General features: G+C 44.8%; 16 protein-coding genes. 9 read left to right on the top strand and 7 right to left on the bottom strand.

Annotation, left to right across the window (positions count from 1 at the left end; genetic code table 11):
* Positions 1-44 precede the first annotated feature (44 nt).
* Positions 45-404 (top strand): putative quinol monooxygenase, encoded by a 360-nt coding sequence (locus OW495_RS12885; RefSeq protein ID WP_065103066.1) that lies wholly within the window; start codon positions 45-47, stop codon positions 402-404.
* A gap of 135 nt (positions 405-539) precedes the next feature.
* Here OW495_RS12885 and dxs read toward each other — a convergent pair whose 3' ends face one another.
* Genes dxs through xseB form a run of 3 tightly spaced genes read right to left on the bottom strand, consistent with a single transcriptional unit; the run spans position 540 to position 3,592 of the window.
* Positions 540-2,423: a 1-deoxy-D-xylulose-5-phosphate synthase gene (gene dxs, locus OW495_RS12890; RefSeq protein ID WP_289886867.1), complete on the bottom strand. Its 1,884-nt coding sequence runs from the start codon at positions 2,421-2,423 to the stop codon at positions 540-542.
* A gap of 21 nt (positions 2,424-2,444) precedes the next feature.
* The gene (gene ispA, locus OW495_RS12895) at positions 2,445-3,329 is read right to left on the bottom strand and encodes a (2E,6E)-farnesyl diphosphate synthase (protein WP_012604642.1); all 885 of its coding nucleotides are present in this window, start codon (positions 3,327-3,329) and stop codon (positions 2,445-2,447) included.
* Positions 3,330-3,349: 20 nt separating this feature from the next.
* Positions 3,350-3,592 (bottom strand): exodeoxyribonuclease VII small subunit, encoded by a 243-nt coding sequence (xseB, locus tag OW495_RS12900; RefSeq protein ID WP_004734405.1) that lies wholly within the window; start codon positions 3,590-3,592, stop codon positions 3,350-3,352.
* A gap of 298 nt (positions 3,593-3,890) precedes the next feature.
* Here xseB and pomA point away from each other — a divergent pair, with 298 nt between their 5' ends.
* From pomA to OW495_RS12940, 8 genes are all read left to right on the top strand, one after another.
* Positions 3,891-4,655, top strand: a complete 765-nt coding sequence (gene pomA, locus OW495_RS12905) for a flagellar motor protein PomA (protein ID WP_017106271.1) — start codon at positions 3,891-3,893, stop codon at positions 4,653-4,655.
* A gap of 15 nt (positions 4,656-4,670) precedes the next feature.
* Positions 4,671-5,618, top strand: a complete 948-nt coding sequence (locus OW495_RS12910; RefSeq protein ID WP_029223478.1) for a flagellar motor protein MotB — start codon at positions 4,671-4,673, stop codon at positions 5,616-5,618.
* Positions 5,619-5,944: 326 nt separating this feature from the next.
* On the top strand, positions 5,945-7,393 hold the full coding sequence (thiI, locus tag OW495_RS12915) for a tRNA uracil 4-sulfurtransferase ThiI (protein ID WP_102339890.1): 1,449 nt from the start codon (positions 5,945-5,947) through the stop codon (positions 7,391-7,393).
* 673 nt (positions 7,394-8,066) lie between these two features.
* Complete coding sequence (locus OW495_RS12920) at positions 8,067-8,975, top strand: transcriptional regulator GcvA (RefSeq protein WP_017106275.1); 909 nt, start codon at positions 8,067-8,069, stop codon at positions 8,973-8,975.
* Positions 8,968-9,591: an alpha/beta fold hydrolase gene (locus OW495_RS12925; RefSeq protein WP_102559637.1), complete on the top strand. Its 624-nt coding sequence runs from the start codon at positions 8,968-8,970 to the stop codon at positions 9,589-9,591. The genes OW495_RS12920 and OW495_RS12925 overlap by 8 nt, the downstream gene beginning before the upstream one ends.
* Positions 9,581-9,979, top strand: coding sequence for a DUF423 domain-containing protein (locus OW495_RS12930; RefSeq protein WP_065103071.1), 399 nt, complete (start codon positions 9,581-9,583; stop codon positions 9,977-9,979). The genes OW495_RS12925 and OW495_RS12930 overlap by 11 nt, the downstream gene beginning before the upstream one ends.
* Complete coding sequence (gene rlmM, locus OW495_RS12935) at positions 9,976-11,067, top strand: 23S rRNA (cytidine(2498)-2'-O)-methyltransferase RlmM (protein ID WP_029223477.1); 1,092 nt, start codon at positions 9,976-9,978, stop codon at positions 11,065-11,067. Before OW495_RS12930 ends, rlmM begins: the two co-directional genes overlap by 4 nt.
* Positions 11,068-11,487: 420 nt before the next feature.
* Positions 11,488-13,518 (top strand): TonB-dependent receptor, encoded by a 2,031-nt coding sequence (locus tag OW495_RS12940; RefSeq protein ID WP_289886879.1) that lies wholly within the window; start codon positions 11,488-11,490, stop codon positions 13,516-13,518.
* 200 nt (positions 13,519-13,718) lie between these two features.
* Here OW495_RS12940 and xni read toward each other — a convergent pair whose 3' ends face one another.
* From xni to OW495_RS12960, 4 genes are all read right to left on the bottom strand, one after another.
* Complete coding sequence (gene xni / locus OW495_RS12945) at positions 13,719-14,492, bottom strand: flap endonuclease Xni (RefSeq protein ID WP_017110410.1); 774 nt, start codon at positions 14,490-14,492, stop codon at positions 13,719-13,721.
* A gap of 160 nt (positions 14,493-14,652) precedes the next feature.
* Complete coding sequence (gene ppnN / locus OW495_RS12950; protein ID WP_017106281.1) at positions 14,653-16,017, bottom strand: nucleotide 5'-monophosphate nucleosidase PpnN; 1,365 nt, start codon at positions 16,015-16,017, stop codon at positions 14,653-14,655.
* Between the two features lie 375 nt (positions 16,018-16,392).
* Positions 16,393-17,958, bottom strand: a complete 1,566-nt coding sequence (locus OW495_RS12955; protein ID WP_102513514.1) for a diguanylate cyclase — start codon at positions 17,956-17,958, stop codon at positions 16,393-16,395.
* Positions 17,959-18,076: 118 nt separating this feature from the next.
* Complete coding sequence (locus OW495_RS12960; protein ID WP_102300272.1) at positions 18,077-20,335, bottom strand: tetratricopeptide repeat protein; 2,259 nt, start codon at positions 20,333-20,335, stop codon at positions 18,077-18,079.
* Positions 20,336-20,373 lie beyond the last annotated feature (38 nt).

The following is a 20,373-nucleotide window of genomic DNA, read 5'->3' on the forward strand; positions in this document are numbered from 1 at the left end:
ATACCCAGAGAACGAACAATAATAGATAAAAACAAGGAATTACAATGTCTAAGAAGGTTTACTGTGTTGCTCAATTTCAGCCAAAAGAAGGCAAATTGAACGAGTTGTTTGAAGTGTTAAAGTCTCTAGAACCAAACACAATGCGTGAAGATGGTTGTATCCAGTACACGGTGACTCGTCACATTCAGAGCCCGTTTGCAGAAGGTCAGAGTTTCCCGATTGCTTTTAATGAGATCTGGGCGGACAACGAAGCGTTTGAAGCGCATTGCCAACGTCGTGAGATTCAACAGTTCTTCCAAGAGCAGTGTGTTGAAGAGACTGGCTTGGTTGAGAACTTCAACGTTGCTATCTACTCTGATGAACCAGAGAACTATGACGCGCCAGTACTTAAGCCTTGTTGCTAAGTTTAGGCTACAAGTTTGGATAAGCGAAAGTTAGTTGAGCTATAAGGTTTAGCTAACGAGTTAGCGTATACTAAAAAGGTTGACCCTAGGGCCAACCTTTTTTGATTTGTTGCTTATGCCGTTTGCTTGTGAAAGCTATTTAGCAAGGTAGTCAGAGATAGACTTCTCTATGCCTTTCGCATCTAAGCCAAGCTCTTCATGCAGCTCGCCTTGAGTACCTTGAGCAATAAACTTGTCTGGTAGACCAAGGTTCAATACTGGCATCAGTAGCTTTTCTTTCATCAAGAATTCAATCACACCCGCGCCGGCACCACCTGCAATCGCGTTTTCTTCGATTGTCACCAGTACATCGTGGTCAGCAGCAAGTTGTTTGATCAGAGCTTCATCGAGTGGCTTCACAAAGCGCATATCAGCAACTGTCGCATCAATAGCGTCAGCCGTTTGAAGTGCACTCTCAAGGAAAGTACCAAAGCTCAGGATAGCGACTTTCGAGCCATCTTTTGCTTTTTCGCTTTCGCGAACGATACGACCTTTACCAATCTCTAGCGCAGTAAATTCATTTTGAATCTCAGTACCCATGCCATTACCACGAGGGTAACGAACGGCACTTGGACCTGTGTGCTGGTGGCCTGTGTATAGCATTTGGCGACATTCGTTTTCGTCGCTTGGCGCCATGATCACCATGTTTGGAATGCAGCGCATAAAGCTTAAGTCGAACGCACCTTGGTGTGTCTGACCATCAGCGCCGACAAGACCTGCACGGTCAATCGCGAACATAACCGGTAGATCCATGATAGCTACATCGTGGATCAGTTGATCGTAGCCACGTTGTAGGAACGTCGAGTAGATAGCCACAATTGGCTTATCACCTGCAATCGCCATACCAGTTGCTAGTGTCACAGCGTGTTGCTCAGCAATCGCTACATCGAAGTACTGTTCTGGGTATTCTTTCGAGAAACGTACCATGCCAGAACCTTCGCGCATTGCTGGCGTGATCGCCATTAGCTTAGGATCTTGCGCGGCCATATCACACAGGAAGTCGCCAAAAATCTTAGAGAAAGTTGGTTTAGAGCTGGTGCTCTTAGGCAGACTTGAGTGTGCAGGATCGAATTTAGGTACGCCGTGATAACCAATTGGATCTTTCTCAGCGGGCTCGTAGCCTTTGCCTTTCTTGGTCATGATATGCAGGAACTGAGGGCCTTTAAGGTCTCTCATGTTCTTCAGCGTTTTAATCAGCTCATTCACATCGTGACCGTCAACCGGACCAATGTAGTTAAAGCCTAATTCTTCAAACATGGTGCCAGGGACAACCATGCCTTTTAGATGTTCTTCTGTACGACGAACCAGCTCTTTAATCGGCGGAACGCCCGATAGCACTTTCTTGCCACCCTCACGAATTGACGTGTAAAGACTGCCAGAAAGAACTTGAGCTAGATGGTTGTTCAGAGCACCGACGTTTTCAGAGATCGACATCTCGTTATCGTTAAGGATAACCAGCATGTCATTGTGAATATCACCCGCGTGGTTCATCGCTTCGAAGGCCATACCTGCGGTAATCGCGCCATCACCAATGACACTGACGACTTTACGATTCTTGCCTTCTTTCTTCGCACTGATCGCCATACCAAGTCCGGCACTGATCGATGTTGAAGAGTGACCAACAGAAAGCGTGTCGTACTCGCTCTCTTGACGCCATGGAAATGGATGCAGTCCATCTTTTTGACGGATAGTCGACAAGCGGTCACGACGGCCAGTAAGAATCTTATGTGGGTATGCTTGGTGGCCAACATCCCAAACCAACTGGTCGAAAGGCGTGTTGTACACATAGTGCAGAGCAACTGTTAGCTCTACTGTACCTAAGCCTGACGCTAAGTGACCACTTGACTGGCTCACTGAGTTAAGAAGATAGGTACGTAATTCATCACAAAGCTGTGTAAGCGTCTCTTTTGGAAGTAGACGCAAATCCTCTGGCTTATCAGCCAAAGCAAGAGTTGGGTACTTTGATATATCAAGAGTCATAGGTAATGCGCGCTTATTGTCTTAGTTCTTGCGCTCGATGACGTATCGGGCGAACTCTTCGAGTAACTGGGTATTGTATGGGATTGCAGCCAAAGCTTGAAGCGCTTCCTGTAGCAGAGTTTGCGCTTTTTCTTGAGCGCCCTCTAAACCTAGCAAAGAAGGGTAGGTGCTTTTGTTCAAATCTTGGTCAGAGCCCTGTGGTTTACCCAAAGTTTCGGTATCGCTAATGATATCTAAAATATCATCCTGAACTTGGAAGGCTAACCCGATTGCATCGGCGTACTTATCTAATTGAGGCATTACTTCAAACGCTTTTTCGCCAGCAGCAAGAGCACCTAAACGAATCGCACTCTTCATTAGAGCGCCAGTCTTGTTACGGTGAACTTCTTCTAACTCTTCTAGCGTGACAGAGCGATTTTCAGCTTCAATATCAAGAGCTTGCCCAATACACATACCTTGTGCACCAGACGCTTCTGCTAGGCGTTGAATCATTCGAACGCGATTGCTTTCCCCGTCAGCACTTAATGTGCCTTCCGCAAGTATAGTAAACGCGAGAGTTTGTAGTGCATCGCCAGTTAAAATTGCCGTTGCTTCATCGTATTTGATGTGACAAGTCTGATGGCCACGACGCAATTCGTCGTCGTCCATTGCTGGAAGGTCGTCGTGAATCAGAGAATAGGCATGAATACATTCGATTGCTGAAGCTGGAGTGTCGAGTTCTTCCGCGGTGCAACCGAGCATTTCCCCTGTAATGTAGACAAGAAACGGACGTGCGCGTTTGCCGCCTAAAAGTAACCCATAACGCATCGCGTTGATTAGGTTCTGATTTTGGTGTGGCAGGCGGTCAAGCCAAAGGTTCAGTTGCTCGTTATTACGTGCTTGATAAGACAATAACGTCTCGATCATAGGGGATCTCATACAATTTGTTATTCAGGTTGTGGGTTAAAGTCACTCAGTTCTGCATTTTCATCATTTTGCAGCAGGATGCTAACACGCTGTTCAGCGTCGTTTAGTTTACTTTGACCAGCACGAGCGAGGGAGATGCCTCGTTCGAACTTTTTCAGCGCATCATCTAAAGCTAGATCACCATTTTCTAGTTGATCAACCAAGCCATCAAGCTCTTCGATAGCCGCTTCAAAGCTCATATTTTCAGGTTTCTTAGTAGCCATAATAAATCTGCGTTTGGAAAGATGAACGAACGTTACCCTAGGCCGCTGAGATGGTCAAATGTAACCAAGAAATTTTGCTAGAAAGTTCGTTTTTAAGGGGCTTGAACTCACTTTGATTGAATAACCTTAGCTTTATCGAGTTTATGCACTACGGATAAGGCCAAAGTAAGCTAATAGTTGTGATTCAAAAACGAAAAGTGTGATACTTAGGCCAAGAATTAACTAAAAGATCTTACAGTCTTGCCGATAAAAAGATTATCGTCGACATAGAGCTACAAAAAAGCATGAGGAGTGCTCAGTGGATTTAGCAACCCTAATAGGTTTGATTGGTGGATTTGCCTTTGTAATCATGGCAATGATCCTAGGTGGAAGCCTCGGGATGTTCTATGACACGACATCCATTTTGATCGTGGTTGGTGGTTCAACGTTTGTTGTTCTGATGAAGTTCACCATGGGACAATTCTTTGGTGCGACCAAAATCGCTGGCAAAGCATTTATGTTTAAAGCTGACGAGCCTGAAGATCTTATCGCTAAAGTTGTAGAGATGGCTGACGCAGCACGTAAAGGTGGTTTCTTAGCACTTGAAGAGATGGAAATCAGCAACAGCTTCATGCAAAAGGGCATCGATCTATTGGTCGATGGTCATGATGGTGATGTGGTGCGTGCGGCACTGCAAAAAGACATTGCGTTAACCACAGAGCGTCACGAACAGGGCGCGAAAGTGTTCTCTGCATTCGGTGATGTTGCCCCTGCGATGGGTATGATAGGTACCTTGGTTGGTCTGGTTGCGATGCTTTCAAACATGGATGATCCTAAAGCGATCGGTCCTGCGATGGCGGTTGCACTTTTAACGACTCTATATGGTGCGATTCTTTCGAACATGGTGTTCTTCCCAATCGCAGACAAGCTTGCATTGCGCCGAGATCAAGAGACGCTCAACCGCCGCTTGGTAATGGACGGTGTATTAGCCATCCAAGATGGTCAAAACCCACGAGTGATTGACGGTTACCTCAAGAGTTACCTGAACGAAGGTAAGCGCAGTCTTGATGGTGAAACTGATTAAGGGGGAAGAATGAAGATGGATGAAGACAATCCATGTAAATGTCCCCCTCCCGGTTTACCTCAATGGATGGGAACATTTGCTGACTTAATGTCACTGCTGATGTGTTTCTTCGTACTGCTGCTCTCGTTTTCTGAGATGGACGTATTGAAGTTCAAGCAGATTGCCGGTTCGATGAAGTTTGCATTCGGTGTCCAAAACCGCTTGGAAGTGAAAGACATTCCTAAAGGCACTAGCATCATTGCACAAGAGTTCCGCCCTGGTCGCCCAGAACCGACACCGATTGACGTGATCATGCAGCAGACCATTGATATTACTCAGCAAACGCTAGAGTTTCATGAAGGTGAATCTGAGCGTGCTGGTGGTACGATGCGCGACCAAGGCAAGATGACCGGAGGTAAGTCTCCAGAGGTGTCGACTCACGACAATCAAAATTCTGAGTCAGACCAGCAACAGCAGCAAGCTGAGGCTCAATCACAAGAGATGGAAACCTTGATGGAAAGCATCAAGAAAGCACTTGAGCGAGAGATCGACCAAGGTGCGATTGAAGTTGAAAATCTTGGCCAGCAGATTGTGATTCGAATTCGCGAGAAGGGTGCATTCCCATCGGGTTCTGCTTTCCTACAACCTAAGTTCCGACCATTGGTGAGACAGGTTGCTGAGCTTGTTAAAGATGTGCCCGGTATTGTTCGAATCTCAGGACACACCGATAACCAGCGACTCGATTCTGAGCTTTACCGTTCTAATTGGGACTTATCATCGCAACGTGCGGTGTCTGTTGCTCAAGAAATGGAAAAGGTTCGTGGTTTCTCTCATCAACGTTTGAGAGTGCGTGGTATGGCCGATACAGAGCCTGTCGAGTCCAACGATACAGAATGGCAACGTAGCCTTAATCGTCGCGTTGAGATCAGTATTATGCAGGGTGAGCCGCTCTATAGCGAAGAAGTTCCAGCAATCGCTGAATAGTCTTTACCAAGAATATGTATTTCAAAGCCCAATCTGTCGTAGATTGGGCTTTTTCTTTGTGTGATACCCAAAAGTGTTTGTAACAAGCAGACAAGAGAAGATATCGAGAAATGAGCTTGGATGAAATCGAGACGGTAGTTTGTCGCCAAGGTGAGTTTATTAATGGCACCAAAGCACGCACTCTTTTCCTTGTTTGACTTTCTCATGTATAATTCGCGCCCTTAGATTTAATATTGATCTATTATTGCTTCAATAACTATGTGAAATGACCTTTTACGTGGTGATGAACCTATTAAAATTGTGAACCTTATTGGCGTGAAAGTACTATGAAATTTATTGTTAAGCCCCACCCGGAAATTTTTGTAAAAAGTGAATCGGTGCGTAAGCGCTTCACAAAGATTCTAGAACGTAATATTCGTACTATTCTTCAGCGTCGTACTGAGTCTGTGGCTGTCTTCAACCGTCGCGACCACATCGAAGTGACGTCTGAGAGCGATAAATACTTCAAAGAAACACTCGAAGTATTGACGCAAACTCCGGGTATTCATCACTCCCTTGAGGTTCAGCAATCAGAATTTAAAGACCTGCACGATATTTACGAGCAAGTTCTTGAGCGCAGCCGTAGTCTTATTGAAGGTAAGACTTTCTCTGTGCGAGCTAAGCGTCGTGGTAAACATGACTTTACCTCTATCGAGCTAGAACGCTACGTAGGTGGTGGTCTAAACCAAGCGGTTGAATCAGCAAAAGTAAAACTGAAAAACCCAGATATTACCGTTAAAGTTGAAGTCGAGAACGACAAGCTAAACCAAGTAATTGAACGTCATAAAGGCCTAGGCGGTTTCCCTCTAGGTACTCAAGAAGATCTACTGAGCTTGATCTCTGGCGGCTTTGACTCTGGCGTTTCGAGCTACCTACACATTAAACGTGGTTCTAAGGTGCATTACTGTTTCTTCAATCTTGGTGGCCCTGCTCACGAGATTGGCGTTAAGCAAGTTTCTCACTACCTATGGAATAAATACGGCTCATCTGCAAAGGTGAAGTTCATCTCTATCGATTTTGAACCTGTAGTCGCAGAGATCCTTGAGAACGTTGAAGACGGCCAGATGGGCGTTGTTCTTAAGCGTATGTTCATGCGTGCTGGTGGTATGGTCGCAGAGCGTTTCGGTATCGAAGCACTAGTAACGGGTGAAGCACTTGGTCAGGTTTCTAGCCAAACGCTAACTAACCTGCGTCATATCGACAACGTGACGGATACTTTGATCCTTCGTCCACTGATCAACTGGGACAAAGAAGACATCATCGACCTGTCTCGTAAGATTGGTACTGAAGACTTCGCTAAAGTAATGCCTGAGTACTGTGGTGTTATCTCTAAGAAGCCAACAGTGAAAGCGAAGAAAGGCAAACTAGAAGCGGAAGAAGCTAAGTTTAACTTCGAAGTGCTGGATCAAGTGATCGAGAACGCTCGTATTATGGATATCCGTGATATCGAGAAAGAGAGCCAAGAACAGGCACCAGAAGTGGAGCAAGTTCAAGCCGTTGCTGAGCACGCAGTCGTTCTAGATATCCGCAGCCCAGACGAAGAAGACGAAAGCCCACTAGAAATCGATGGTGTTGAAATCAAACACATCCCGTTCTTCAAGCTTTCAACTCAGTTTGGTGACCTAGACCAATCGAAAGAGTACTTGTTGTACTGTGACCGTGGTGTCATGAGTCGTCTGCAAGCGCTTTACTTGCAAGAGCAAGGCTTCCACAACGTTAAGGTTTACCGCCCATAGTGGTGTGTTGACCAACCGTTAATCATTTTGCAAAGCCGCTTACTGAAAAGTAAGCGGCTTTTTTATTTTCTATTATGAATGATTTACAGTAGTCAGACAGAGACGTGAGTTTGGGCGTGCTATCGTCATGAGCAGCTTTAAAATTTTTGATTGATAGAAATGGTGAGCTCTAAACGTGTTTATATGTCACTGAAGAAGTGTGAGTATCTTGAAGTATTCTGTTACTTTTTAGTGCAACTCAATGGTTCTATTTGTATGTGTTCAGTTGATTATTTGAGTGGGTATCTGATTCTGTGATTAGCGATGAAAAATAATAAAGATTAATTAGCACAGCTATTGATAAACTTGTTGTTATTTTGCTTTGGGCATAAAAAAACACCGCCTTAAAGGCGGTGTAAACCAATTTGACAGACAGGTCAAAATAAATACAGGAAGTATATGCCTCGTTTCAGTATGGAACTGCAACAAAACATTTGGTAGAACTCTACCCAACTCGAAAAGTACGAGTTTGCAAACACAACATCGCAGGAGCTAAACCAATTGATTCTGGAGAGAATCAAGCCGTTCAGGCTAGCTGCTGCGGGATGAAATATAGAATTTCTCTGGCCGCTAGGCAATGGACAAATTATAATGTTTCAGATAAAAAAAACTAATGCCAATTTAGAGAGTAACTATGTCTCGTCGATTACCCCCATTAAACTCCTTGAGAGTGTTTGAAGCCGCGGCTCGACACTTGAGTTTTACGCGTGCCGCAGAAGAGTTATTTGTTACTCAAGCTGCAGTAAGTCATCAAATTAAGGCGCTTGAAGAATTCTTGTCATTAAAGCTCTTTCGCCGAAGAAACCGCTCTTTGTTGCTGACTGAAGAGGGTCAAAGCTACTTCTTAGATATTAAAGATATCTTCACTTCTTTGGCTGAAGCGACAGACAAGGTGCTTGAGCGAAGCGAGAAGGGCGCATTGACCATCAGCTTACCGCCAAGTTTTGCGATTCAATGGTTAGTGCCAAGGTTGGCTGATTTTAATCAGCAAGAACCGGATATCGATGTGCGAATCAAAGCCGTAGATATGGACGAAGGCTCGCTAACGGATGACGTAGACGTGGCTATTTACTACGGGCGAGGCAATTGGTCGGGGCTTAGAGCTGATAAGCTTTACCAAGAATACTTAATTCCTCTTTGCTCACCGTCGGTGTTGCTCGGAACGAAACCTCTAGAATCGTTAAGCGATTTGGCATGCCATACGCTACTGCACGATACCTCTCGAAAAGATTGGAAACAGTTCGCGAAACAAAATGGCATTGATGGTGTTAACGTGAATCACGGCCCTATCTTTAGCCACTCGACCATGGTGTTGCAGGCTGCTGCCCATGGACAAGGTATCGCTCTGGGGAACAACGTTTTAGCTCAGCCTGAAATCGAGGCCGGTCGCTTGTTGGCTCCATTTGATGAAGTGTTGGTGAGTAAGAATGCCTTCTATGTGGTGTGTCATGAGAAACAGGCCGACATGGGGCGTATTGCGACCTTCCGAGATTGGATGTTAGCGAAAGCACAAAGCGAACAAGAGGACTTACTCGATGAGTAACCTAATTATTGATGGTGAAGACAACCCAGTAACCTTTGTCTTCGCGCACGGCGCAGGTGCAGGTATGGATCATGAGTTCATGCAGTCGGTAGCCAAAGGGTTGGCATTTAAAGGAATACGAGTGATTCGCTTCAATTTCCCTTACATGATTAAGAGAACTGAAGATGGCAAGCGTCGTCCACCTGACAGAGCGCCTAAGCTGCTTGAAGCCTACCAAGATATTATTGAGCAGGTTGATGCCGATAAGCTTGTGATTGGTGGTAAGTCGATGGGAGGGCGTATGGCGAGCCATTTGTCTGAAGTTGATAAGGTGGCAGCAATGGCGTGTTTGGGTTTTCCCTTTCATCCTCCTGGCAAACCAGAGAAATACAAAGGTGAGCACTTGGCTGAGTTAACAAAGCCATGTCTTATTCTACAAGGCGAGCGCGATACCTTTGGTAAGCGTGAAGAGTTTGCTGATTTCGATTTGTCCGATTCTATTCGTGTTGAATTTATCCCTGATGGCGATCACAGCTTTAAGCCTCGTAAGAGTTCTGGTTACACCGAACAGCAGAATATTGCGTTAACCGTTGAGAAGTTATCAGCGTTTATCAAAGAGGTGCTCAATGAGAAGTAAGTATTTACTCACTATCGCGGGCATCTCTGGCGCGATTGCCGTAATGCTTGGCGCCTTCGCGGCTCACGGGTTGAAAGCGATTTTACCTGAGTATCTGCTAGGCGTGTTTGAGACCGGTGTTCAGTACCAGTTTATCCATACGCTCGCGATATTGGCGTGTGGTGCTCTACTACAGATGAAACTTGGCGCTAAATCACAAAAATATTTTTTCATTGCGGCAATTTGCTTTATCATCGGCATCCTTTGTTTTAGTGGCAGCCTTTATGGCTTAGCACTGACAGGAATAAAATGGTTTGGCCCTATAACACCGTTTGGTGGTCTACTATTTATCATTGGTTGGGGAGTCTTCTCCTTCGCTGCTTTGAATATAAAAGAGGTAACTCAGTGAAACACGTACTACTTTATTGTCGCTCTGGTTTTGAAAAAGAATGTGCTGGCGAAATTCAAGACAAGGCAACACAACTGGAAGTGTTTGGTTTTCCTCGCTTAAAGAGCAATACAGGCTTTGTATTGTTTGAATGTTATCAAGCTGGCGAAGCCGATAAGCTGATCAAAGAAGTGGATTTCCAATCACTGATCTTTGCTCGTCAAATGTTAGCGGTTGCTGTTGAGATCAAAGATCTCCCAACAGACGATCGTATCTCTCCTATTCTTGAGGCGCTTTCTGAGAAAGAAGGTTTCCCACGTTGTGGTGATATCCGTATTGAAACGCCAGATACCAATGAAGCGAAAGAGCTTTTGAAGTTCTGCCGTAAGTTTACCGTGCCGATGCGTCAAGCAATGCGTGGTAAAGGCCTGATGACTGCGAAAGATAACGCTAAGAAGCCAGTGCTTCATTTATGCTTTATCGCACCGGGTCATTGCTTTGTTGGTTACTCTTACCCAACCAACAACTCACAGTTCTTCATGGGCATTCCTCGTTTGAAATTCCCATCAGATGCGCCAAGCCGTTCTACATTGAAGCTAGAAGAAGCATTCCACGTATTCATCCCTCGTGATGAGTGGGACGAGCGTCTGGCTCCGGGTATGTGGGGCGTAGATTTAGGTGCGTGTCCAGGTGGTTGGACTTACCAATTGGTTAAGCGCTCTATGTTTGTTCACTGTGTCGATAACGGCATGATGGCAGACAGCCTAATGGAAACGGGTCAAATTAAGCACCACATGGTGGATGGCTTTAAGTTCGAACCTGACCGTAAGAACGTGACTTGGATTATCTGTGACATGGTTGAGAAACCAGCTCGTGTTGCTCACCTGATGGGTGAGTGGATCATCAAAGGCTGGGCGAAAGAAGCTCTGTTCAACCTTAAGCTGCCAATGAAAGGTCGCTACGATGAAGTACTGCAAGATATCGAGAACCTAAAACAGTTCCTTATCGATAACAAAGTTAAATTCAAGATGCAGGCAAAGCACCTTTATCATGATCGCGAAGAGATCACGGTTCATATTCAGTCACTTTCGAATATCTCACCGTACTAATTGTAGTGACAGTGAAGAGTGACTAATATCAGTCATTAATCGGTCTGTCATAGGCCAATAAAATGCTCCTTTATGGGGCATTTTTTGTATCTGCAATTTGGTGGTATAGATGGTGACGTTTTTGGTGGGGCGCTTGGTCATCGTCGCCGATTTGTGCTTTAACCTTTGCGATCATCAGTTAAAAAAGCCGTAAGAGATCGAGACTTACGGCTACCTAATTCAGGGGTGATACGAAGCAGGATTTAATTAATAATTCAGCGGCAAAACTAAGTAAGTTTTACAACAAGAACATTCTAGCCAAAAGTAATTTTATTAAAAGTAAGTGAATGTAAGTAAAGAATGTAAATGATAAGAATTATCATTCAAAGTGTGTAATATTCACGCTTCCTCACTTGATTCTATAAATTATAAAAACACAATATGAAACTTAAAGTACTATCAGTGGCCGTTACGGTTGCCTTGACTTCATTTACTGCCCTTGCTGCAGACGAAACAGAAACCGTTGTCGTTATCGGTTCCGCTCTTGATCAACTCGTTCAGACAGAAATCAATTCAGATATCCTTGAAAAGAAACAAGCATCGGACATCAAAGATGTTCTGAACACCATGCCTAGCGTAACGGTAGACGGAAACGCACGTTACTCTCGAAAAGTGTTTGTACGTGGTATGGAAGATAAATTTTCCGTAGTGACCATTGATGGTGCTCGTCAAGAAGGCCAGCTCTTCCACCACTCAGGCGACCAAGCAATTGATCCTGCGATGCTTAAGCGCGCCGAAATTGAACTCGGTGGTAATTCTGCGCTATCTGGCTCAGGTGCGATCAACGGTTCGTTTAGTTACGAGACGAAAGACCCGAGCGACCTTCTTAAGCCAGGTGAAAGCATTGGCGCTCGAGTAAAAACAAGCTACCAAACGGCTTACGAGCGCTTCGCAACCAACGTGGCAGTGTACGCAAAAGTGAACGACAAACTGCAGTTCATGGGTATTGCTAACTACTCAGAAGATGGTGACCTGCATATTCCCGATCAGAAAGCGGTGACCTCAAAGCAGGGTGAGCTGAAGTCTGGCTTAGCTAAGGTTGTTTTCATCCCAAATGATGCCAACGAATTCAAACTAACGTTCAACCGATACAGTGATGGCGGTAAGCGTCAGCTTTCTGGTGAGAAGGCCGGTGCACTGTATGCCGACGACGAACACAACTACCACTCACTAAACCGCGATACAGTGACGCTGCAGCACGAATACGATGCAGGCAGTGATTTGGTTCATCTGAAAACTAACGTCTACTACAACCGTCAGTACATGGATCGTGACGCGCTTGTTGACACTGCTTGGGACAAAGACGCGAACGGCGATTGGATTAAAGACGGTACAATTGCTATTCCTGATCGTGAATACAACGTGACGACCATCGGTGGTGACATTCGTAACATTTCTTGGGTTGGTGAGCATGAGCTTACTTACGGCCTTGATGGTTACAAAGCTGAACAATGGATTGATGCTGGCGATGGCGTTTACCAAAGCGGTTCAAAGCAAGGCGAAACCAAGAAGTACGGTATGGATGGCGGCACGGTTACAGCGTACGGTCTTTACGTGCAAGATATGTATGAATTCAGCGATTTCCGTTTAACCACAGGTCTGCGTTACGACGTTCATAAGCTGGGTGGTGTATACACGGGTGATTTCGACCAGCTGTCTCCAAAGTTCAAGGGGGAATACCAAACCACGGACAACCTAAAACTTCGTCTTGGTTACGGTCGTTTGTTTAAAGGTGCATCACTACCAGAAACGCTAACGATGAAAGCGGCATCCGACGTTGACCAGTCTGATACTAAGGCGATGACAGGTAATAACTACGAAGCAGGTTTTGATTACGAACTGACAAGCTTACTTGCGGCGGATTACGCCATTCTAGGTTTCACGGCTTACACCTACAACCTTGATAATCAAATGCACCCAACCAAGAACAACTCAACATTAGCTAACCAGTATGATGTTGAAGTGTGGGGTGTTGAAACGGTATTAAGCTATCAGCTAGATGCGCTAAGTGTTTATGCTAACCACTCGTACTCCGATGGTGACCAGAAAGATCTAGAGAATGGTAAAACTAGCCATATGAGTAAAACAGGTATTCACAACTTCAAGGCGGGTTTCAACTACAGCCTGAACAGTGAGGTTGTGTTTGGTTGGGATTCTCGCTTTGTTCCTGGTAATGATTACACGGACGAAGATGGTGAACAGATCAAACGTGCAGGCTTCGGCACACATAACATTTGGGCGGCTTACACGCCAACATTTGCTAAGGATCTAGAGATGAACCTTGGTGTTGATAACTTATTCGATAAGAAATACGCAGAGCATACTGGCTTTGGTATCTCTTGGGGTTCAGATAAGTACACCAGCTACGAAGCAGGTCGTAACTTCAAAGCCTCAATCGCTTATAGCTTCTAATCCACTCTTTACTACAAGTCATTCTAGAAATAGAAGTTAATCAGTATAAGCGACATGTTTCGCCTTAACTGAAACCAAAAAAAGCCTTAGTTCAGACTAAGGCTTTTCTAGTTTCTAATGACTATTTTTTTAAGTTATTGATTTATAGTTGATATATCTCTAACGGTGAGCTTTTTAGCGATTGAGCTTGTAACGTCGAATTAAGACACCGCTTCGTAGCGAATATCTTGCAGATTAAAGCCCAGATCGATGTCTGTTTTGAGTGCAGAAACGAGCTTACATACGCGAGCTGACTCGATATGCTCATCGAACTTCTTACGATACTTTTTCGGTAAATCTTCAGCTAAGAATGCCGCTTCAATATCTGGGTACGTGGTTAGGATCTCTTTGGCAGCTTTTGGTCCAACGCCTGGGATCCCCGGAACTTGGCTTGAACTTACGCCGGTTAATCCCCAGTAATCTGCCAGTTGCTCAGGCTTCACGCCAAACTCCGCTTCAATGAAGGGCTTATCTAACCAACGATGTTGGAAGTAATCACGGATCTGTAGGGTTGGTGACAGTAGTTGGCAGTAGCCTTTATCAGTAGAAATGATCGTGACCTTTTCGCCATGGTCAGCGACTTTCTTCGCGAGTGTTGCGACTAGATCATCCGCCTCATCGCCGTCTGAAAGTAATGAATCAATACCCAGCTCCCACCATGCTTGTTGAATCGCATCTAGCCCTTTCATTAAAGGCTCTGGCATTGGCTTGCGGTTTTGCTTATAGGCAGGGAGTACCTCAGCGCGCCAGCCTCGATCTTGTAGGTGATGATCAAATACCGCGATGATGTGCGTTGGTTGTGATTCGTTTAGGATTCGGTTGAGTGTACGAGCTGTTGTGGTGATGGTTCTTGCTATATCGGTGGGATCCGGCTGAACGGAGTGCACGCGTCGGATGAGGTTCAAGGCATCGATAATAACAAGATGGATAGACATAAGTTTCCACTAAATAGGCAATAAAAAAGGGGCTGCTAGCCCCTTATAGTAACGTATCACTTGGTGAGTTGAAACGTTAGCGACGTAAACGCCATAACCTGATTAACTTTAGACCTGCCAATTGGTTATCACTGCATTAGTTACCAGTGAATGAGTGTCATTAATTACTGGGTGCGATCTTATAGCAAGGAACATAATCCGTACCGCCCGGCAGTTTCATTCGGTGTTGTTCAACAAAGTCATTCAGCAGTTGGTCCATTTTGGTCATCAGCTCTTTGTCCCCATCAATGATAAATGGGCCATGTTCCTCGATTTCAAGAATGCCCTCAGCTTTGACATTACCCGCGACAATGCCTGAGAACGCTTTACGTAAATTAGCGGCTAGGCTCTCTGTTTTCTGATCCATATGTAGGTCTAGTGCCGCCATAGACTCATGCGTAGGGTCAAATGGCAGTTGGAACTCAGGCTCAATATGCAGTGACCAGTTGTAACTGTATGCATCACCTGTCTCTTTACGATGAGATCGAACATCTGGCATTGCTTGCTTCATGATTTTTGCAGCGCGTGCTGGATCATCAATGACGATCTCATAGTGTTTCTGCGCATCAGGCCCTAATGTTTCGCCGATGAACTTATCAATCGAACGGAAGTAAGCCTCACTCTCTTTCGAGCCTGTTAAAACAATCGGCATGGGTTGATCGACATTATTCGGGTGCATCATGATCCCTAATATATACAGCAGCTCTTCGGCAGTACCGGGGCCACCAGGGAAAATGATGATGCCATGCGCCATACGTACAAACGCTTCAAGGCGCTTCTCAATATCTGGCATGATCACCAGTTCGTTGACGATTGGGTTTGGTGGCTCAGCCGCAATGATTGATGGTTCAGTCAACCCTAAGTAACGATGGTCTGTATAGCGCTGCTTCGCGTGACCAATCGCTGCGCCTTTCATCGGACCTTCCATTGCTCCCGGTCCACAACCGGTACAAATGTTCAGTTCACGCAGGCCTAATTCATTACCCACTTCGCGAGTGTATTGGTATTCGTTGGCGTTAATCGAGTGGCCACCCCAACACACGATCAGGTTAGGCTCAATGCCGGGTGTAAGTGCACCAGCGTTTCTCAATATCCCAAAAACGAGGTTGGTGATGTGAGTGGCGTTAGTCAGGTTGAGTCGTTGGTTGTCTGCTAAATGCATGTTGACGTAAACAATGTCACGCAGCACTGAAAATAGGTGTTCTTGAATACCCTTGATGATTTCACCGTCGACAAAGGCATGCTCCGGTGGGTTACTCAGTTCGAGCTTGATACCACGCTCACGGCGCACGACCTCAACATCAAACGATTGATACTTGTCGAGCAACTCTTTGGAGTTGTCGGTGTGGCTACCAGAGTTGAGTACCGCTAACGTACAGTTACGATACAGTTGGTACAGATCACTAGACGCGGTTTTCTTAAGACGCTCAACTTCAAGTTGAGAGAGTAAATCCATGCTACCGGCTGGGCTGATATGAGTGATCATAATGCCTCCTTGTTGAAAAGAGCAGGGGGACGTTGAAGTGACCCTCTGGCTCGAGAGTGAGAAGCAAACGTTGAAAGTGTTTGGTTAAAGGTGAGAGAGTTAACCAGACGAAACGGTTACGACAGCGTTGCTTAATGACTTAGTTAGAATGGCTTACGAGCCTATATACAGATGCTTAAGTACGTATACACGTTTTCTTAAGTTCATATATACACTGATTCTTAAGTTCATATATAGAGACTTAAAAGCTTATATACGCATTGCTTGTCAAAAATGCTTGTTAAGCGAATGTTAATCATTAGCTTAGCAAACATTGAGGGAATTGGTATGTGATAAGTATTTGAAAAAATGAAATAAATTAAACGCTAGGCTGGCTTAGTGCCAAATGAGTTGGTTAGTACCACGTTGTTTTGCTTTATTCAGTGTCTTATTTAGTCGCTCTAGCACTTCTTCCGGTGTATCTGATTCTTTAAACTGAGTACTTGCCGCGCATAAAGTAATGGTGATTTGTTGGTCACGGAACTTAAAAGGTAGGCGGCTAACTTGAGCCTGAATATTCTGAATCACCTGATGGCAATATTCATCCGTTTGTTCTGGAAGTAACAAGACGAACTCTTCACCAGAAAAACGAGCCACAGTATCAGTATTACCGACCTCTTTGGTGATGGTTCTTGCGATGATTTTAAGGGCTTTATCACCCGCGGTATAACCAAAGCTATCGTTAATGGATTTGAAGTTATCGATGTCTAGCAGTACAACGCGTAGTGAGTGTTGTGCGCGAATCCAACGACGGTACTCAAGCTCTAAGCGATCGGTAAAAGCGGTACGATTGTAAACCTTAGTGAGTGGGTCAAGCAGCATACGCTGAGCCTGATCCTCAAGACGCTTTCTGTAGTCTTGGGTCACTTCATAGAGAGAATCTAGTTGAGTCTTTCCGTAACTCATTCGTTCGATCAAAGCTTGTTCTTTCTGCTCTGCATGATTGAGTCGCTCTGACAGAGAAGCTATCTCGCTAAGAAGCGGATTAATCGACTGCTTCAAGACAGTAATATCAGTGGCTTTCTCAACCGAGTTTTGACTTTTGACGACAAGGTCGCTTAACTCAGAATTAAGGCCTTGGCGGTGCTCAAAATAGCTTTGGCTTTGATCGGTGTTTTGGTCTGCAGTTTTGATGCTGGAAGAGAGTGAAGCATTGAGCTGATCGATAAACTGTTCAGATTTCTTACGCTCTAAATTAGTGCCTTCAATCACTAGTTTGAGAATCTGAAGTGACAGTTCAAGTAGGTTTTGTGTTGAAACACCCAGTAGGAGCTTTGCTCGAATATCGATAAGCGAGTCACCTGATTCACCCTCGAAGTCGAGTTCAGTGATCAAGTGTTGTAATTCTGTGGAAAGATCCGAAAGTAATTCTTGCTCAGGAGATTGAGCCGTATCGCCAAAATGAGTGCGAGAGTTGTTCGCCATAATCTTAATGGCACGCTCATAAATACTGAGAAGCTTCATGGCGTGGTCGACTTTCTGACTGCCATTGCATTCGGAGAAGCTAAGTAAGTTTCGTAGATCGCGTTTCAACTGCGCTGGAAGACCAGTAATGCGTTGTAGCGTTTCACCACTGTGCTTAATGCTATCGTCCAGATATCCGTTCTGTTTATCCATAGCCAACGTTTTCTGCTTAAGCATCCTTTCTAATACTGCCAATTTTGGGATCATTGAGCTAATGTCTTTTTGCTTTTCTAGCTCTTCCCGCAAGGCAATAAGGTTTTCATCTAAATGTTCGTTACTTCCAACGCACGCGTCACTTAATGATGTAACGATACGCTTTAGAACTTTCTGCTCTCTAATAAACTTGAACGAAGTGTCTCTCTGTGTCAAACGAACTTGTTCCAACTGAACTTTCAGCTGGTGGAGTTGCGCGTGAATGTCTTGTTCGAGAATGCCCATAGATGTATTAATTAGCGCCGAGTAGACCGATCACGATCGTTTAGATGAAATTCCATTGCATCGATAATAACAAAACTAAAAATAAGGTCACGAGTTGCAGGTCTCAACCGCTCGCAAATCAGTCATCTTTTAGCATTTTTTTGATGTTGTCCTCATTCTGGTAGGACGATTGTATTTTTATTAACCCTTGATTAATCGCATGTTTACAAGCTTCTCTTATGTTACCTGTTGCAAGGCTTGCTGCGGGCGCATTATCAATGGCTTTGAGATATACCCATTGGCTGCTTCGCTCTTTAAGGCTGATTTCTCGTGCTAGGTTCGTCGACATCAATAAAACATCCAACAGCTCTTGGTCATTAATAGCGGTGTAAGCTCTAGGCAAGAACGGGTAGTCAGCGATACCCATACGAATTGTTCGGTTGATATTACGCTTCGGTTCAAAGTCGGTAATCCAAGATTGTATCTTTTTGAACATCGTCTCTGGTGATGAATCTCGGTCTGAGTTAGGTTCGATGTAAAGTAGGTTTGCGTCCGAGAAGTGATAGACACGAGCAGGGCCTTCAAGCTTCTCTTTCAAGAATTCACCAAAAGCATCCTCTAACTCTAAACCCGCTTTATAACCATTCTGCGTATACATGTTACGTAGGAAAGGTAAATCAATCATCACGAAGCGGAGACGATCATTCAATGGTTCATAGATTAGCTCGCCAAGTTGCCATTGTTCGAAGGTTTGGCTGGTTTGTTCTAGCGAATTGGACAGCTTGGCATTCAGCATTCTGAGGTTCGGGAGCTTAGATCGTGAGTGCGTAAACAGGTCTGTTCGTAGTGAGTCGACTTCTTTGGCTAAGGTTTGAATGAGGTAGCCACGGCGAAGCACAAAGAAGAACAAGATAATACTGAACAAGAATAGGGCGAACGATATTTTCTGGAACTTGCGATGCTCTAGTTTGTACTTTTCTAGCTCTTGCGCTTGGCCTGCGTAGTGCAGGGTTTGTTCGGCAAACTCTTTCTGTTGGCGGAATGCGTCTTCACCAACACGGTTGAGCTTTTGCTGTTCTAAAGAGACAAGGCTGTTGTACTGCTTAAGATTAGCCAATGCTTGTTGCGGACGACCTGCCTGCTCATAACCTAAAGAGAGTAAGTAGTACGAACGCTGCGAAAGACGCATGTTCTCTATCTGACGTGAGATCTCAAGCGCACGTGTCGCATGCTTTATCACATCTTCGCTCTCTTGCAGGTGATAAGCCAATCCTGCCGATAACAGCGCAGCACGACCTTCCAGCTTTGGAATATCCGTATATTCCAGCAGCTCAAGAGCACGGGTTAGGTATTGCTCGGCTAGAGGGTAGTTATAAAGGCGCAGATAGGTTGCCGATAAACTTAGACGAATATCAATGACTTGGTGGATATCTCGGTCAGTACTCTCGTGATCAAGGACGTTGAAGAAATGCACGAGGGCAAGGTTGTATTTACCTTGGAAGAAGTACACATCACCCATCTTCTTAAGCACTTGTGCTAATACGGGAGAATTTTCGAAGTTATCATAAAAATCAGCGGCTTGAGAAAGGTGCTCTAGTGCTTTATCTAGGACTTGTCGCTCGAAGAAAAGCTGTGCAAGCAGGCGGTTTACTTTAGCCAAGCGCGAGCTTAGGTTGCCTTCCACTGATTTCCAGTAACCATACAACAATTCAGAAAGCGCGTGGTTATATTCTTTGTGGGTCAGGTAAAACTCACCAACAGAGATATGGTAATCAATCGTGACTTTTTCAGAGTAGCGCTGATCGAGGAATGTTTTAGCTTCTTGGTAGTACTTTTCGGCTTCGTCGATTTTGTTTTCATAAGAGGCGATCTCCGCCTTCAACATGATCAATCGATAGGTGATGCCTTCTGTTAGACGCAGCGTTTTGTTTATTGATTCTAGGTTCGCTTCAATACTGGCGAGTTCATTTTTTGCTTTCGTAGACTTTTTATCGCTGAGCCAAAGCAATCTCACTTTCAGTATCTGTAGATCAAGCGTTAGGTATTCAAGTTTATAAGTTTTAGCCAGTTCTGAGGCTTCTTCAATGTGCTGAATGGCAGTGTGAGTATGGCCAAGGTTGTATTCAGCTTTGGCTAAGATTTTGTAGGCATCAATACTGCTGTTTGGCGTTCGAATGGAAGAGTCAGTCTCTTCGCGAGAAATAGCCGATGGGCTTTTCTCTCGTTGATCAGAAAGGACACGCAGCGTTAGGTAACTGTTGGCCATTTGTTTTGCTTGGCTCGGCTCAATCTCTACAAGGTTGTTAGCCTCGTTGAGCAACGCCGACGAGTAGACCGACGCATTGACCGATGTACTGAAGCTTAAAATAAATAGACTAACAACGTATAACCAACGCATTTCAATGTCCCTTTAAAGATTGGATAGGTTCAAATAAG

This window comes from Vibrio sp. 14N.309.X.WAT.E.F5 (assembly GCF_030397615.1).
Taxonomy (GTDB): domain Bacteria; phylum Pseudomonadota; class Gammaproteobacteria; order Enterobacterales; family Vibrionaceae; genus Vibrio; species Vibrio lentus.

Coding starts and splice junctions, on each gene's coding strand:
- ppnN (WP_017106281.1), bottom strand. CDS start 16,017: ATGATCACTCATATCAGCCCAGCCGGTAGCATGGATTTACTCTCTCAA.
- OW495_RS12920 (WP_017106275.1), top strand. CDS start 8,067: ATGTCTCGTCGATTACCCCCATTAAACTCCTTGAGAGTGTTTGAAGCC.
- OW495_RS12930 (WP_065103071.1), top strand. CDS start 9,581: ATGAGAAGTAAGTATTTACTCACTATCGCGGGCATCTCTGGCGCGATT.
- thiI (WP_102339890.1), top strand. CDS start 5,945: ATGAAATTTATTGTTAAGCCCCACCCGGAAATTTTTGTAAAAAGTGAA.
- OW495_RS12940 (WP_289886879.1), top strand. CDS start 11,488: ATGAAACTTAAAGTACTATCAGTGGCCGTTACGGTTGCCTTGACTTCA.
- dxs (WP_289886867.1), bottom strand. CDS start 2,423: ATGACTCTTGATATATCAAAGTACCCAACTCTTGCTTTGGCTGATAAG.
- OW495_RS12925 (WP_102559637.1), top strand. CDS start 8,968: ATGAGTAACCTAATTATTGATGGTGAAGACAACCCAGTAACCTTTGTC.
- OW495_RS12910 (WP_029223478.1), top strand. CDS start 4,671: ATGGATGAAGACAATCCATGTAAATGTCCCCCTCCCGGTTTACCTCAA.
- OW495_RS12885 (WP_065103066.1), top strand. CDS start 45: ATGTCTAAGAAGGTTTACTGTGTTGCTCAATTTCAGCCAAAAGAAGGC.
- OW495_RS12960 (WP_102300272.1), bottom strand. CDS start 20,335: ATGCGTTGGTTATACGTTGTTAGTCTATTTATTTTAAGCTTCAGTACA.
- xni (WP_017110410.1), bottom strand. CDS start 14,492: ATGTCTATCCATCTTGTTATTATCGATGCCTTGAACCTCATCCGACGC.
- OW495_RS12955 (WP_102513514.1), bottom strand. CDS start 17,958: ATGGGCATTCTCGAACAAGACATTCACGCGCAACTCCACCAGCTGAAA.
- ispA (WP_012604642.1), bottom strand. CDS start 3,329: ATGATCGAGACGTTATTGTCTTATCAAGCACGTAATAACGAGCAACTG.
- xseB (WP_004734405.1), bottom strand. CDS start 3,592: ATGGCTACTAAGAAACCTGAAAATATGAGCTTTGAAGCGGCTATCGAA.